General features: G+C 37.7%; 15 protein-coding genes. All 15 read right to left on the bottom strand.

Going from position 1 to position 14,943, the window contains the following annotated elements:
- Window positions 1-360 precede the first annotated feature (360 nt).
- The 15 genes from RTP99_RS13405 to uvrA all read right to left on the bottom strand — a co-directional run bounded on the left by RTP99_RS13405 (window position 361) and on the right by uvrA (window position 14,941).
- Window positions 361-609 (bottom strand): HPr family phosphocarrier protein, encoded by a 249-nt coding sequence (locus RTP99_RS13405; RefSeq protein ID WP_000250307.1) that lies wholly within the window; start codon window positions 607-609, stop codon window positions 361-363.
- A gap of 23 nt (window positions 610-632) precedes the next feature.
- Window positions 633-1,583, bottom strand: coding sequence for a DNA-binding protein WhiA (gene whiA, locus RTP99_RS13400; RefSeq protein WP_000006561.1), 951 nt, complete (start codon window positions 1,581-1,583; stop codon window positions 633-635).
- An 89-nt stretch (window positions 1,584-1,672) separates the two neighbouring features.
- On the bottom strand, window positions 1,673-2,626 hold the full coding sequence (locus RTP99_RS13395) for a gluconeogenesis factor YvcK family protein (protein WP_000712176.1): 954 nt from the start codon (window positions 2,624-2,626) through the stop codon (window positions 1,673-1,675).
- Between the two features lie 3 nt (window positions 2,627-2,629).
- Window positions 2,630-3,511 carry an RNase adapter RapZ gene (gene rapZ, locus RTP99_RS13390; RefSeq protein WP_000138457.1) on the bottom strand — a complete coding sequence of 294 codons (882 nt, stop codon included), beginning with the start codon at window positions 3,509-3,511 and terminating at the stop codon, window positions 2,630-2,632.
- A gap of 20 nt (window positions 3,512-3,531) precedes the next feature.
- The gene (locus RTP99_RS13385) at window positions 3,532-3,990 is read right to left on the bottom strand and encodes an NUDIX hydrolase (protein WP_001190080.1); all 459 of its coding nucleotides are present in this window, start codon (window positions 3,988-3,990) and stop codon (window positions 3,532-3,534) included.
- Between the two features lie 228 nt (window positions 3,991-4,218).
- A complete protein-coding gene (locus RTP99_RS13380; protein ID WP_000455203.1) occupies window positions 4,219-5,025 on the bottom strand; it encodes a DUF368 domain-containing protein in 807 nt (268 codons plus the stop codon).
- Window positions 5,026-5,190: 165 nt separating this feature from the next.
- A complete protein-coding gene (trxB, locus tag RTP99_RS13375) occupies window positions 5,191-6,147 on the bottom strand; it encodes a thioredoxin-disulfide reductase (RefSeq protein WP_001288072.1) in 957 nt (318 codons plus the stop codon).
- A gap of 84 nt (window positions 6,148-6,231) precedes the next feature.
- Window positions 6,232-7,743: a tetratricopeptide repeat protein gene (locus tag RTP99_RS13370; RefSeq protein ID WP_000517734.1), complete on the bottom strand. Its 1,512-nt coding sequence runs from the start codon at window positions 7,741-7,743 to the stop codon at window positions 6,232-6,234.
- A 145-nt stretch (window positions 7,744-7,888) separates the two neighbouring features.
- Entirely contained in the window at window positions 7,889-8,395 is a 507-nt protein-coding gene (locus RTP99_RS13365) for an acyltransferase (RefSeq protein WP_001255078.1), read from the bottom strand.
- 23 nt (window positions 8,396-8,418) lie between these two features.
- Window positions 8,419-9,069 carry a pyrophosphatase PpaX gene (ppaX, locus tag RTP99_RS13360; protein ID WP_000700954.1) on the bottom strand — a complete coding sequence of 217 codons (651 nt, stop codon included), beginning with the start codon at window positions 9,067-9,069 and terminating at the stop codon, window positions 8,419-8,421.
- Between the two features lie 67 nt (window positions 9,070-9,136).
- Window positions 9,137-9,949, bottom strand: a complete 813-nt coding sequence (gene lgt / locus RTP99_RS13355) for a prolipoprotein diacylglyceryl transferase (RefSeq protein ID WP_000924231.1) — start codon at window positions 9,947-9,949, stop codon at window positions 9,137-9,139.
- A 24-nt stretch (window positions 9,950-9,973) separates the two neighbouring features.
- The gene (gene hprK / locus RTP99_RS13350; protein WP_001127250.1) at window positions 9,974-10,903 is read right to left on the bottom strand and encodes an HPr(Ser) kinase/phosphatase; all 930 of its coding nucleotides are present in this window, start codon (window positions 10,901-10,903) and stop codon (window positions 9,974-9,976) included.
- Between the two features lie 156 nt (window positions 10,904-11,059).
- Window positions 11,060-11,440, bottom strand: coding sequence for a phage holin family protein (locus RTP99_RS13345; protein ID WP_001267308.1), 381 nt, complete (start codon window positions 11,438-11,440; stop codon window positions 11,060-11,062).
- Between the two features lie 115 nt (window positions 11,441-11,555).
- Entirely contained in the window at window positions 11,556-12,005 is a 450-nt protein-coding gene (locus RTP99_RS13340) for a DUF4275 family protein (protein ID WP_000505997.1), read from the bottom strand.
- A 59-nt stretch (window positions 12,006-12,064) separates the two neighbouring features.
- Window positions 12,065-14,941 carry an excinuclease ABC subunit UvrA gene (gene uvrA, locus RTP99_RS13335; protein ID WP_000045567.1) on the bottom strand — a complete coding sequence of 959 codons (2,877 nt, stop codon included), beginning with the start codon at window positions 14,939-14,941 and terminating at the stop codon, window positions 12,065-12,067.
- Window positions 14,942-14,943: the final 2 nt, after the last annotated feature.

Below are 14,943 nucleotides of genomic sequence, written 5' to 3'. Positions count from 1 at the left end.
GCAGGGTGTTGGAGCTTTTACATCCGAGGCGCTTTTTGCCTCGAATGTAAAAGCGAAACAACCGGAGATTCTAGCCGCTGGAGCTGGATAGATTAAAAGCAGAAGCGCCCTATAACAGGGCGCTTTTTTTATATGCTGTTCTCCGCCCGCATACCCCACCTAGTATCAACCGAAATATATCGGCGATTTTTCAAATATATCGACCGTAACTCCAATTATATCGGCGATTATTTTAATATATCGACGTTTCGACACAACTTATCGACTTACCGACAATTCTCGACAAGTACGCACCCCCCACATACCCCCACCAACAAGCCCCAAACAACAAAAAAGCTATCGCACATGCGCGATAGCTTCTTATTGTACATATGCAGCTAACGCCTCTAAAGCCTCTTCTGCATCTGAACCTTCTGTTGTAATTGTTATCATGCTACCAGTTCCAATTGCTAAGCTCATAATCCCCATTATGCTCTTTGCATTTACTGTCTTCCCATCTTTTTCGATGAAAATATCTGCATGAAAGCGATTGGCCTCTTGTACAAACAACGCAGCCGGACGTGCTTGTAAACCGTTTTTTAATGAAACCTGAACTCTTTTTTGAACCACAGCTCCATTTCCCCTTTAACCTCTTATTTTTTTGCTACCGTTTCCCCCGCGCGTAATTTCTCTGCAATATCATCGATTTTACGCAAACGATGATTAATACCCGATTTACTAATTTTCCCCCCGGATACCATCTCACCTAACTCTTTCAATGTTACATCTTGATAATCTCTTCGTAGTTGCGCAATTTCTCGTAGTTTATCCGGCAATATATCAAGACCAACCGTCTCATCAATATAACGGATATTTTCAATCTGCCTTAGCGCTGCACCAATTGTTTTATTTAAATTAGCTGTTTCGCAGTTCACTAAGCGATTTACAGAATTACGCATATCACGTACGATTCGAATGTCTTCAAATCTTAAAAGTGCATTATGAGCACCTATAATATTTAAAAACTCTGTAATCTTTTCTGCTTCTTTCAAATACGTAATGTACCCTTTTCTTCTTTCCAACGTCTTACTATTTAAATCAAATCCGTTCATCAGTTCACATATAGCATCATTATGTTCCTTATATAACGAAAAGATCTCTAAATGATAAGATGATGTTTCTGGGTTATTTACTGAACCACCTGCTAAAAATGCACCGCGTAAATACGATCGTTTACAACATTTCTTCTCAATTAATTCTTGTGATATATTTCGAATAAATGAAAAGTCGTCTCGAACGATATGAAGATCAGCTAATATTTCGCGCGACTTCTCAACAAGCCTTACGATATATACATTGTTTTTCTTCAATCGCATTTTTTTACGAACAAGTAATTCTACCGTCACGTCATATCCTTTTTTCAAAAGCGTATAAATCCTTCTTGCAATTGCCGCATTTTCCGTTTGAATATCGATTGATAGACGACGATTTGAAAAAGAAAGCGATCCGTTCATGCGAAGTAACGCTGATAATTCTGCTTTCTCACAGCATTCCTTCATCTCCAAATTCGTCAACTCTTTCTTTGTTTCTGATGCAAATGACACAGTCAACACCTCCTTATACGATTATTGTGGAACAAAAATCTTGTCCTATATGAAATGAGGAGCGTTACCTCAAACGAGGCAACGCACATCTACAACAGTGAATATAAAATAGAAGCTAGTTTTAATGTATCGTGTCTTACAACACGGTCATCATACTTCGCTAATTGATCTTGAATCACATTAATATTGTTTTCAGTAAAACGCTCTTCATCTACTACAACTGGCACCGACATTTCTTCCTCATATAACTGACGTAATTCACAAGGAATATCACGGTTATTTACAATTGCAGTATCGATAAATGGTTCACCTAAATGATCATGTAACGCCTGCACATGGTCAAACGCAGTATATCCCATCGTTTCACCAGCTTGCGTCATAACATTACACACATATACCTTCTTCGCTTTTGCAGCAAGAACAGCGTCCCCAATTTTGTTAACAACTAAATTCGGTAATATACTCGTATACAAACTTCCTGGACCGAAAACAAGTAAATCAGCTCGTTTAATTTCAGTCAACGTTTCATGTAACGGCTCTACATCTTCTGGAGTTAAAAAGACACGGTTAATTTTCTTTCCGAAATAAGGAATCTTTGATTCACCTGTTACAATTTCTCCGTCTTCTAGTTCCGCATGTAGTACCGCACTTTGATTCGCTGCTGGTAATACACGTCCTCTAACATTTAAAACTTTACTCGTTTCTGTAATAGCATGGAAGAAGTCTCCTGTAATCGAGGTCATACCTGCCAATAATAAATTTCCTAACGCATGACCTTTCAGCCCATCTCCCGTTGTGAAACGATGCTGAAATAAAGCTTCCACCAGTGGCTCTACATCTGATAACGCAACAAGTACGTTACGAATGTCACCTGGGGGTGGAATTTCTAGCTCATCACGTAATCTACCTGAACTGCCACCATCATCAGCGATTGTAACAACTGCTGTAATATCAACCGGATATTGTTTTAATCCTCGTAATAAAACAGAAAGTCCCGTTCCGCCTCCCATGATAACAATTTTAGGTTTTCTCTCTTTTTTCATCCCTTAATGACCCTTTCTCTTCTCCACATCACGATGAGATACATGAACGCTATACTCTGGTTTCAGATGTTTCCCAAGGTATTCTGTAAGCGTAACAGAACGATGCTGTCCACCTGTACATCCAATTGCAATTACAAGTTGACTCTTGCCTTCTCTTTTATAATGAGGCAGCATGAAAGTGATAAGATCAGTCAATTTCTCTAAAAACTTATGCGTCTCATTAAATTTCAGCACATACGATGAAACTTCTTCATCTAGTCCTGTTAATGGCTTCATATGTGGAATGTAATATGGATTTGGTAAAAAACGAACATCAAATACTAAATCTGCATCAATTGGAATACCGTACTTAAATCCAAATGACATAACATTTACACGAAATGCTTGCTCAGTTTCAGTTGAAAATAGGTGAACAATTTTTTCACGTAATTCTTTCGGTTTTAAATCCGATGTATCAAGCACAATATTCGCGCGTGCCTTCATATCTGTTAATAAATTACGCTCTGCTTCGATTCCCTTTAACGGCAGACCAGTTGGTGCAAGTGGATGCGAGCGTCTCGTTTCCTTATAACGAGTTACAAGCGTGCTATCTTTCGCATCTAAGAATAAAATATGAGGAATAATCCATGTACGTTCTGATAAATCATCAAGCGCTTCCCATAAATGTTCGAAAAACTCTCGGCCACGTAAATCAATACCAAGTGCTACTTTATTCATTTTTCCTTTTGAATCCGCCATAAGCTCAATAAACTTCGGCAATAACATCGGTGGTAAATTATCCACACAGAAATATCCTAAATCTTCAAAACTTTGTAAAGCTACTGTCTTTCCAGCTCCAGACATTCCTGTAATAATTACCATTTTTATATCATTATTCTCTGTCATCGTATCCTCTCCTTGACGGTTTAACTCGGATCTAATCGATATGAAAGCAACTCAAAATCTGGGGTATATACAAATGTACCGTAGATTATGCCATTTCCTTTAATTAAATAATCAATAATGTGATAATCTCCTGGTGCCATTGCTAAATCATCAATTTTATCAAATGTATGCCAACCAATGATGCCTTCTTCGCTCTCTAGTTTGTTTTCTCCTGCAAAATCTGTCGCTAAAAAGGAGAACATCATCCATTCAGAAACAACTTTATCACCTTCTTGGATGACAAAGGTGAAGACCCCCTTTAAAGCTGGGTTCTTTAAATAAATACCTGTTTCTTCACGATACTCGCGAACAACGGAATCTCTTACAGTCTCACCACGCTCCATTTTCCCGCCTGGTGCAACCCACCAATTCCGGCGAGGTTTTTGGAGTAAGAGTACTTCATTATCTCTAATTAACACACAGTTTGTCACTCTTTGCATGTTTCTTCACCTCAGCTACTTGCAGTAAATTTCTCACTGCATACTCATTTCATTATACTATCAAAAACAGTTTGCTACAACGAAGGAGCCAGTCCCCCTTTCGCTAAGCACTGCTACTCAACAATTTTAAAAAAGCTTTTTATAACAAGCAATGTAAATGCCTGGACTTTCCGTGAATAGCATGAAAAATCCCCTTAACGACTTTTATCGCCAAGGGGACTCCAGCCCTTACTTCTTACCGAAATAAGTAACAATCGCAAATCCTAAAATAAAGGTAATAATTGAACTTATAATTGAAAATCCTCCAGTTGGAATACCAGGGAACACAATTACAATCGAACCGATAACTAGTCCAATAATTGCCGCAAATGTCATACTTTTATATCGATCTAATAAGAAGCTAATTCCTTTACTACTTACAACGAATCCTACCATAACGCCAGCACCAATAACTGCGATTAAAGGTAAGTTGAGTGTAGTTAAAGCATTAATTGCTGTCGGATACACACCAATAATTAATAAAATAAACGATCCGCTAATTCCAGGAAGCAACATAGCCATACTAGCCATCCATCCTGCGAAAAATAAACCAATTGCATTTAAAATTGTTAACGTTGTAATTGGGTCTGCTGTCTTATCTGGTTTAAAGAAAGCTGTAATCGCAACAAGAATTGCTGCAACTATTAATAAAACAATGTGCTTACCTTTAAACGATGACTTTGCATCAGCTTCTCTCATTAACATCGGTAATATACTAATAATTAAACCGAGGAAGAAAAATTGAGTCGGTTCATAATGATTTGCAAGTAAATATTTAATAACGTGACTTAACGTTAAAAACGCTGCTGCCACACCAGCTGCAAGTGGAATTAAAAATCCTAAATGTTTTTTCCATTCACGACTAAAGAATCCGCTAATTGCCGCAAGCAATTGTTCATAAATCCCTAACACAACAGCGATTGTACCGCCGCTCACACCAGGAATTAAATCACTAACGCCCATACAAAATCCACGATATATATTACGCCATTCCATACTGAATAAATTCCTCATTTCTTATAGTGATTTTTTCCGTAAAGTCCAGTATATCAATAAGAAAGCTTATAATCCCAATATTTTTTGACAAAACTTTGACATTTTCACACAAAAAAAGAAGAAAGCTCCTATCGGTAGCTTTCTTCTCAAAAGGTATATTATCCCTTATTTTTCTGATACAGTTTTTAGTTCTTCTAATAATTCTTCTACGTAATGTTGTGCACTTTGTGCTGCAATACTACCATCACCTGTTGCAGTTACAATTTGACGTAGCATTTTTTCACGAACATCACCTGCTGCGAAAATACCAGGAACTTTCGTTTCCATACGCTCGTTTGTTTCAAGGTAACCATTTTCATTTGTAATACCTAGTTCAACAAATGGTTTTGATAGTGGTAACATACCGATGTATACGAATACGCCGTCAGTTTTGACTTCTTTCTCTTCTCCACTGTTTACATCTACAAGTGTTACACTTCCTACTTTACCATTTGCTTCGTTAATTTCTTTTATCGTGTGGTTCCAAATGAAGTCTACTTTTTCGTTTTGGAAAGCACGATCTTGTAAAATTTTCTGTGCACGAAGCGTGTCACGGCGGTGAACGATCGTTACTTTTGATGCGAAGCGTGTTAAGAACACACCCTCTTCAACAGCAGAATCTCCGCCGCCAATAACTACAAGTTCTTTACCTTTAAAGAATGCGCCATCACATACCGCACAATATGATACACCGCGGCCGCCAAGTTCTGTTTCACCTGGTACACCAATTTTTTTATACTCTGCACCACTTGCAACGATAATTGCACGTGCTTTATATTCTTTTTTGCCAGCAATAATTGTTTTGTATTCTTTACCATCGATGACTTCTTTCACATCACCGTATGCATATTCAGCACCAAATTTCTTCGCATGCTCGAACATTTTATTTGATAAGTCTGGTCCTAAAATAGACTCATAACCTGGGTAGTTTTCTACATCTTCTGTATTTGCCATTTGTCCGCCTGGAATACCACGCTCAAGCATTAATGTGCTTAAATTCGCACGAGATGTATATACTGCAGCTGTCATACCAGCTGGTCCTGCACCAATAATAATGACATCATAAATTTTTTCTTCCGACACACTATTCACTCCTATCCATTCCTACACAATTAAGTTACCCTCATTATACTGTTCGCATCATTTTTTTCCCAATGATTTGCTTATCTATGTGTGCGTACGCTTAACAGCTTGCACATACTTTCGAACAGTCGCTACAGATACATTATACACATCTCCGAGCTCCGACTGTGTCATCTTATTTCCTTGTTCACTGCGTACGATATATTCAACCGCAGCTGACCAGCCGTATACATTTGTAAAAACTGCCCCAGATGTATATAAACGTATGAACGTACAAAACCAAAATTGTAAACACTCTTCGATTAATTCATCATCTTTTTTCGTATAATTGTATAAAGCATCCGCGATTCGCGCGCACTGTTCAAATTGCTGTAAATCAGCTGGAATACTCTTATGGCTATTCAGTAAAAAGAAATACTTTGCAAGTTGCGATACGATCGGAACACCATTCTTCGCCTGCGTTACATCAAAGAAGAATCCAACCTTCTCTGGCGTTGATAATTCATTCATTAAATATAAAGCTAGCATTTGTTCCTCTAGCGTCGCACTTTGCTGAAATGATTTTCGTAATTCTTCAAATAACACGTTTTGTCCTTCATCCACTAAATTCAATGCATTCCACGGTTCTTTTCCCTTTTTATCAGGGTGCAATTCTACAACATGTTGCCACATTTTTTCAGCTACTTGCTGATCTTTTACCATATACGCAGAATATGCAAACCAATAATAAAAACTAACGTCTCCCTCGTATCCTTGACGCTTTAATAATTTGAACCATTTATATGCAGGCTCGAAATGACCAATTGTTGCAAGTGTCGTCCCAAGTTTCAAACGATGTTCAAACGAAATCGGATATACCGAAACTAACTGAGCAGCTAACGCCTCTACTTGTTTATGCTCTCCAATTGAATATAGAAAAATAAGTGTATTACAAAGCGCATGTATATTACCAGGATTTTTCTCTAAAATCATTTCCGTTAATTTCAGCGCCTTATCTACATTACCAGATTGAAAATGCGCAATCGCTAAATTATTATGCCCCGACCAAAATTCCGGATAATCTTTCGTAACAATTTCTAATGTAGCAATTGCTTCTTCCAATTGTCCGTTACGAATATAACGATTGGCTTCTTCCTGCATAACAATTAAATCATCTTCATCCTCAATCTCTTCCGCACCCATCGCTTCTTCTTCCATAATTTCAAGTAATTCTAATGTATCTTCAACAAATTCCTTCTCTTCTGCAACTTCTAAATAGCGATCCGCATACTTCTTCGCCTGCTGAAATAGCCCCATATATGCATAATTATTTGCAATAAAATAATAACACTGTTCAAGTTCTGGATTAGATCTAACAAGCTTAAAGAAGGTTTGATTTGACTCTTGATATTCACCAGCCTCAGATAATACTGTTGCTAATTGACATAAAATAAACGGCTCCTTCTCACTTTGTGCCGCTCTTCGAAAATATTTAATTGCATCTTGCAATTTTTGTCCTTTGTAAGCCCTCATCCCTTTTTTATAAAAGAAGTCCGCTAATTGATTAAAAGAGATAACTTGTCCGTTCTCCTTATATATTCTTTGATTTTTCCCCATATATCCTCCAGTTTTTTGTTTTCTTCGTTCACACATTCTTCTATCTATAAGTATAAACGATTCCGTAAAAAACAAAACAGTATATTATACTCAATTATTTCCTTTTTATTCATTAAAAAAGAAGAGAAATGTTACATTTTTAGCATCAACCTTCTCTAGCATCCATTTCTTCTTTTGTATAAATAACACGCATTGGATTTCCACCTACGAAAGCACCACTTGGTACATCTTTATGAACGAGTGTGCCAGCTGAAACAATCGCACCATCTCCAATTTTCACACCTGGTAATATAGTCGTATTCGCTCCAATCATCACTTCATTTCCTATAACGATCTCTCCAAGTCGATATTCTCGAATTAAATATTCATGTGCTAAAAGCGTTGTATTATAGCCTATAATCGAATTTTCTCCCACAGCTATCTTTTCCGGGAACATAATGTCTGGCATTACCATAAGCGCAAACGATGTTTTCTTTCCTACTTTCATCCGCAAAAATGTGCGGTATAACCAATTCTTGACCGATAAAAAAGGTGTATAACGTGCAATTTGGATAATCATAAAGTTTTTCATTACCTTCCAAAAAGACACTGTTTTATACACATTCCATAATGAATTCTCTCCTGAAACAGGATAGCGCGTTGTCCGTCGCACTTCACTCGCTCCTCTACTTATCTTTACGAACGATTCATGTCGGACAAAATCGGCAATAAATCACTCATTTTATCTAGCATAAAATCTGGCTTGTAAGCCTCTAAATACGCTCTACCTTTCAACGTCCATGAAACCGCAGCTGTTTTCGTACCCGCATTTTGTCCGCCAACAATATCATGATGATTATCCCCAACCATCAATGCTTCTTCCGGTTTCGCATCTAATAACTGAAGCGCTTTTTGAAGTGGCTCTGGATGTGGTTTCACATGCTCGACATCATCAATTGTCACAACAACATCAAAGAACTCATCAAGCTTTGAAAACTTTAATCCCATTTCAACGGTTTGTCTCGCTTTCGTTGTAACAATACCAACCTTATAGCCTTGCTTCTTCAACTCTTGAACTGTTTCATATACAGTTTCATATTCTTCTACTAATTCATCATGATGATCATGGTTAAATTGACGATAGCTTGTAATTAACTCTTCAACCTTACTTTCATCAATCTTGCTGAAAGTATCATGTAAAGATGGACCGATAAATGGCAATACATCTTCACGCTTATATTGATTTGGATAATATGTATGTAAAGTATGTAAAAAAGAAGAAATAATAAGTTCATTTGTATTAATTAACGTTCCATCTAAATCAAATAACACTGTATTTATTTTCATTGCCTTAGTCCTTTCTCTTTCCTGAATATGAAAGAAGCAGCATCTTATAATAAGATGCTACTTTTCTCTAATTTTCTAAATATCTTTTATCAGCTTGCCCCATTTTTCGTCTCACAATAATGAAAATAACAGAAATAACAACAAGTCCAATTGACATTACTTGTGCAATACGAAGTGGTCCTAGCATTAAACTATCTGTACGTAACCCTTCTACGAAGAATCGTCCTATTGAATACCAAATTAAATATGTGAAGAATAATTCTCCGCGGCGTAAATTCACTTTTCGTAATGCAAGTAATAGAATTACCCCTGCAAAATTCCATAATGATTCATATAAAAACGTCGGGTGATAGTAAACACCATCAATATACATTTGATTAATAATGAAATCCGGTAAATGAAGGCCTTCTAAAAACTGTCTCGTTACTTCATCACCATGTGCCTCTTGGTTCATAAAGTTCCCCCATCGGCCAATTGCTTGTCCTAGTAAAATACTTGGCGCAGCAATATCCGCCAACTTCCAGAATGAAACTCCGCGGCGTTTCGCAAAAAGAATCCCTGTAATAACAGCCCCGATTAAGCCACCATGAATCGCCAAGCCACCTTGACGAATATTAATAATTTGACTCGGGTTTTGCGCGTAATATTCCCATTCAAAAATAACATAGTACATTCTCGCAAATAGAATAGCGATCGGTACTGCAATTAATACAAGGTCAACAAATGTATCTTTTGGAATACCTAGCCTTTCTCCTTCGCGAGTTGCTAGCCAAAGACCTAATAGCACACCTGTACCGATAATAATCCCGTACCAATAAACAGGAAACGGTCCAAGTTGGATAGCTACGCGGTCAAGCTGTGGTACAGAACCTAACAGCATATGTATGACCTCCCTCTCCAATGTTTACTCCTGATTTCCTAACTCAATCGCACTCATTAATCGTTCTGAGAACTGCTGTGCTGCATTGACTCCCATACGTTTTAAACGGAAGTTCATCGCTGCCACTTCAATAATAACAGCTAAGTTTCGACCAGGACGAACTGGAAGTGTAATCTTCGTAAGTTCTGTATCAATAATCTTCATCTTCTCTTCATCAAGACCTAAGCGATCATAATTTTTCTTTTGATCCCAAATTTCAAGATTAATAACAAGTGTAATACGCTTATAATTTCGCACTGCCCCTGCACCGAATAACGTCATAACGTTAATAATGCCTAGACCACGAATTTCTAATAAATGCTCAATTAAATCTGGCGAGCTTCCAACTAACATGTCTTCATCTTCTTGGCGAATTTCTACACTATCATCCGCAACAAGGCGATGACCACGTTTTACAAGCTCAAGAGCTGTCTCACTTTTACCGACACCACTTTGTCCTGTAATTAAAACGCCAACGCCGTAAATATCTACTAACACACCATGAACAGCTGTTGTTGGTGCTAACTTACCTTCTAAATAATTTGTTAAACGACTTGATAATCTCGTTGTCGTTTGAGAAGAACGTAATAAAGGCATGCCCGATTCACGCGATGCTTGCAGCAACTCATCTGGTACATCTTGATTACGAGTTACAATAATACATGGCGTCTCCTCAGTACAAAGCGCTTTCATTCTCTCTTGTTTTTGCTCTGACGTTAACGTGTCAAAGAACGTCAGCTCCGTCTTTCCAAGAAGCTGCACGCGATCAGCTGGATAATATGTAAAAAATCCTGCCATTTCAATACCAGGTCGTGATAAATCACTTGTATCAATCGGACGATGAATTCCTTCTTCACCACTTATTAACTCCAATTGAAATTGTTCAATTAAATCTTTTGTCCTTACTTTCGGCATATGTATAAACCTCCACTCCGCTGCGGGTTCAGTCTCATTTGATGTAAAATTCCATTCTACCGGATATTGTACCATTTTTTTCTGGAAACAAGAAATACGGTTTCTAATAAATAGAAAAAAACATTTCATACATATCATGAAATGTTTTTCTTTTTGTCATTTTCTCTTTTTTTCATATAAAGGTTCCACAATTGCCTTCTCAATAATCATATTAAAAATTGAAATACAAATTGCCGCAACAATCGCTACACCGAAACCTGATATATTAAATGCGTCTCCTAATAATGAATCTGCTATCTTTAACGTAATTGCATTAATAACAATTAAGAAGAAACCGAAAGTTACAACAGTAATTGGTAGCGTAATTAAAATTAAAAACGGTTTTACGAACACATTTAAAACAGCCAAAATAATACTCGCAATAATTGCAGTTTGTATATTTGCTACGTAAAACGCGTCTGGTGCAATCCCTTTTAAAAGTCCCGATACAGCGATTAACACAACACTATTTACAAGAAGTGATACAATCCATCTCATTTTCTTACACATCCTTTTAAACATATATCTTTCATCATACGCTAATCAATAATAAACGCAAGCACGATACAAACACTTATATCAATTTATTCGATTCTTCATGCTTGTATACCTACTAACACTTCTTTGCGAAATAAGGCCCACACCATCTATGCTCATGCGTTTTCACAAAGGTCCAAGTGAAATCTTTATCTATAATGTAAATATCGCCTTTATACATATCATCTGTTTCACGTAATATATCATCCATACTTAATACACTTGCATCTTTTATTAATAGTACATCATTACAGTGTTGATAGAAGATGTAGCACTCCTTTTTCACTTCATTATGAAACGCGTTTTCTGCTTCTTTCCCCTCTACACACTTCTTTTTCTCATAATTAAATATGTGCCAAAGATACCCACATGCATACTTATCTCCGTAAAGGAAAATGTCTTCTTTTTCCTCATCACTTACATGATTTGCAAAGTTATCCTCCCAGCGCTTCCGAAAATATACACCCCACTTTTGAAACTCTCTTACCTTCATATTTTTCTTTCTTAAAACATCTAAAAACCCCATCTTCTCTCCCTATGAACGAAAAACCGAGTGTCATTCCCACTCGGTTTTTCGTAATACCCTTATTGAGATAGCTCTACTTCTTTTATTCTCTCTTTCATTCTTGCTTTATCACGATTTAAAATCTCTTTTAAATACTTACCTGTATACGAGCGCTCTTCTTTCACTACTTGCTCTGGCGTTCCGGAAGCAACGATTTGTCCACCTTTGTCTCCGCCCTCTGGTCCAAGGTCAACGATATAATCCGCTGTTTTAATTACATCTAAATTATGTTCAATTACAAGTACCGTCTCACCGCTCTCAACAAGACGTTGCAACACTTCTAGCAGACGTGCAATATCATGCGCATGTAAACCAGTCGTTGGCTCATCTAAAATGTATAATGTACGACCTGTAGAACGACGGTGTAATTCAGAAGCTAATTTCACACGCTGTGCTTCACCACCAGATAACGTCGTTGCTGGTTGCCCTAATTTCATATAACCAAGTCCAACATCTACAAGCGTTTGAAGTTTACGCTTAATTTTTGGGATATTAGCGAAGAACTCTACCCCATCTTCAATCGTCATCCCTAACACTTCAGAAATGTTCTTATCTTTATATTTCACTTCTAACGTTTCACGGTTGTAACGTTTACCATGACAAACTTCACACGGCACGTATACGTCTGGTAAGAAGTGCATTTCAATTTTTATAATTCCATCACCACGGCATGCTTCACAACGTCCACCTTTTACGTTAAAGCTGAAACGTCCTTTTTGATATCCACGCACTTTCGCTTCATTCGTTTGGGCAAACACATCACGAATATCATCGAATACACCTGTATAAGTCGCTGGGTTAGAACGTGGTGTACGTCCAATTGGCGATTGATCAATATCGATTACTTTATCTAAATGCTCAAGACCTTTAATCTCTTTATGAGTACCTGGCTTCGCTTTCGCTTTATATAACTTTTGCGCTAACGATTTATATAGTACTTCATTAATCATCGTACTTTTACCAGAACCAGATACACCCGTTACCGCTACAAACGTACCAAGCGGGAATGACATTTTCGCGTTCTTTAAGTTATTCTCCTTTGCACCGACAATTTCCACTTTTCGTCCGTCACCTTTACGTCTTTCAAGTGGAACTGGAATAAACTCTTTACCGCTTAAATACTTCCCTGTTAGCGAATTCTCATCTTGCATCACTTCAGCTGGTGTACCTGCTGATACGACTTGTCCACCGTGAATACCTGCGCCAGGCCCGATATCAAGTAAATAATCAGCTGCCATCATCGTATCTTCATCATGCTCAACAACAATTAACGTATTACCTAAATCACGCATTTCTTGCAATGTACGAATAAGACGATCGTTATCGCGCTGATGCAAACCGATAGAAGGCTCATCAAGAATGTAAAGTACGCCAGTAAGACGAGAACCAATTTGCGTTGCTAAACGAATACGTTGCGCCTCACCACCTGATAAAGTTCCTGCGGCACGACTTAACGTTAAATAATCTAAACCGACGTTCACTAAGAACCCAACGCGCTCCTGAATTTCTCTTAAAATTAAATGAGCAATTTTTTGTTGTTTCTCTGTTAGCTCCACACTTGAGAAGAATTCCTGTACTTCTTGAACAGAATATTTCGTTACATCAGCAATCGTTTTTCCACCAACGAAAACAGCTAAACTCTCAGGTTTTAAACGTCCACCTTTACACTTCGGACAAGCTTGTTCTGCCATATACTTTTCCATTTGCTCACGAATGTAATCAGAACTCGTTTCGCGATAACGACGTTCAATATTTGGAATAACACCTTCAAATAAAATCTCATTTTCCTTTACTTGACCAAATTCATTTACATAGCGGAAATAAACTTTCTCTTCACCGCTTCCGTACAACACTTTATCAAATAAATCTTTCGGTATATCTTTCACAGGCACATCCATATCAACGCCGTAGTGATTACATACAGATTGTAAAAGCTGTGGGTAATATTGTGAACTTGTCGGTTCCCAAGGCGCAATCGCATGTTCATTTAATGATAAATCCCAGTTCGGAATAACAAGTTCTAAATCTACCTCTAGCTTTGAGCCAAGTCCATCACAAGAAGGACATGCACCGAACGGACTATTGAATGAGAACATACGCGGCTCTAATTCTCCGATTGAAAAACCACAATGCGGACAAGCATGATGCTCACTAAATAGAAGTTCCTCTTCTCCCATAACATCGATTAACACTCGTCCCCCGCCAAGCTTTAATGCACTTTCAAGTGAATCCGCAAGACGGCTTGCGATTCCTTCTTTTACAACAATACGATCTATTACAACTTCAATGGAATGCTTCTTATTTTTATCTAACGCAATATCTTCAGACACATCAAGCATTTCACCATCAACACGTACACGAACATATCCTTGCTTCTTAATGTCTTCAAGTACTTTCACATGTGCACCTTTACGGCCAGAAACGATAGGAGCTAACACTTGTAATTTCGTACGTTCAGGATATTCAAGGACGCGGTCTACCATCTGCTCTACTGTTTGTGATGTAATTTCAATGCCATGATTCGGACAAATTGGCGTACCAATTCGCGCAAATAATAAACGTAAATAATCATAAATCTCCGTTACTGTTCCAACTGTTGAACGTGGATTACGACTCGTCGTTTTTTGATCGATTGAAATTGCTGGTGACAATCCTTCAATCGTATCTACATCCGGTTTATCCATTTGCCCTAAAAACTGGCGTGCATACGCAGATAACGATTCTACGTATCTGCGCTGCCCTTCTGCATAAATCGTATCAAATGCTAATGATGATTTCCCCGAACCAGACAATCCCGTTACAACGACAAGCTGATTTCTCGGAATGGTTACATCAATATTTTTTAAGTTATGTGCTCTAGCACCTTTTACAACGATAAAATCCTTGCTCTTACTCACTC

Origin of the sequence: Bacillus sp. (in: firmicutes), from assembly GCF_031983925.1 — a bacterium.
GTDB classification, from domain to species: domain Bacteria; phylum Bacillota; class Bacilli; order Bacillales; family Bacillaceae_G; genus Bacillus_A; species Bacillus_A pacificus.
This window is presented reverse-complemented; position numbering and strand designations above follow the sequence as displayed.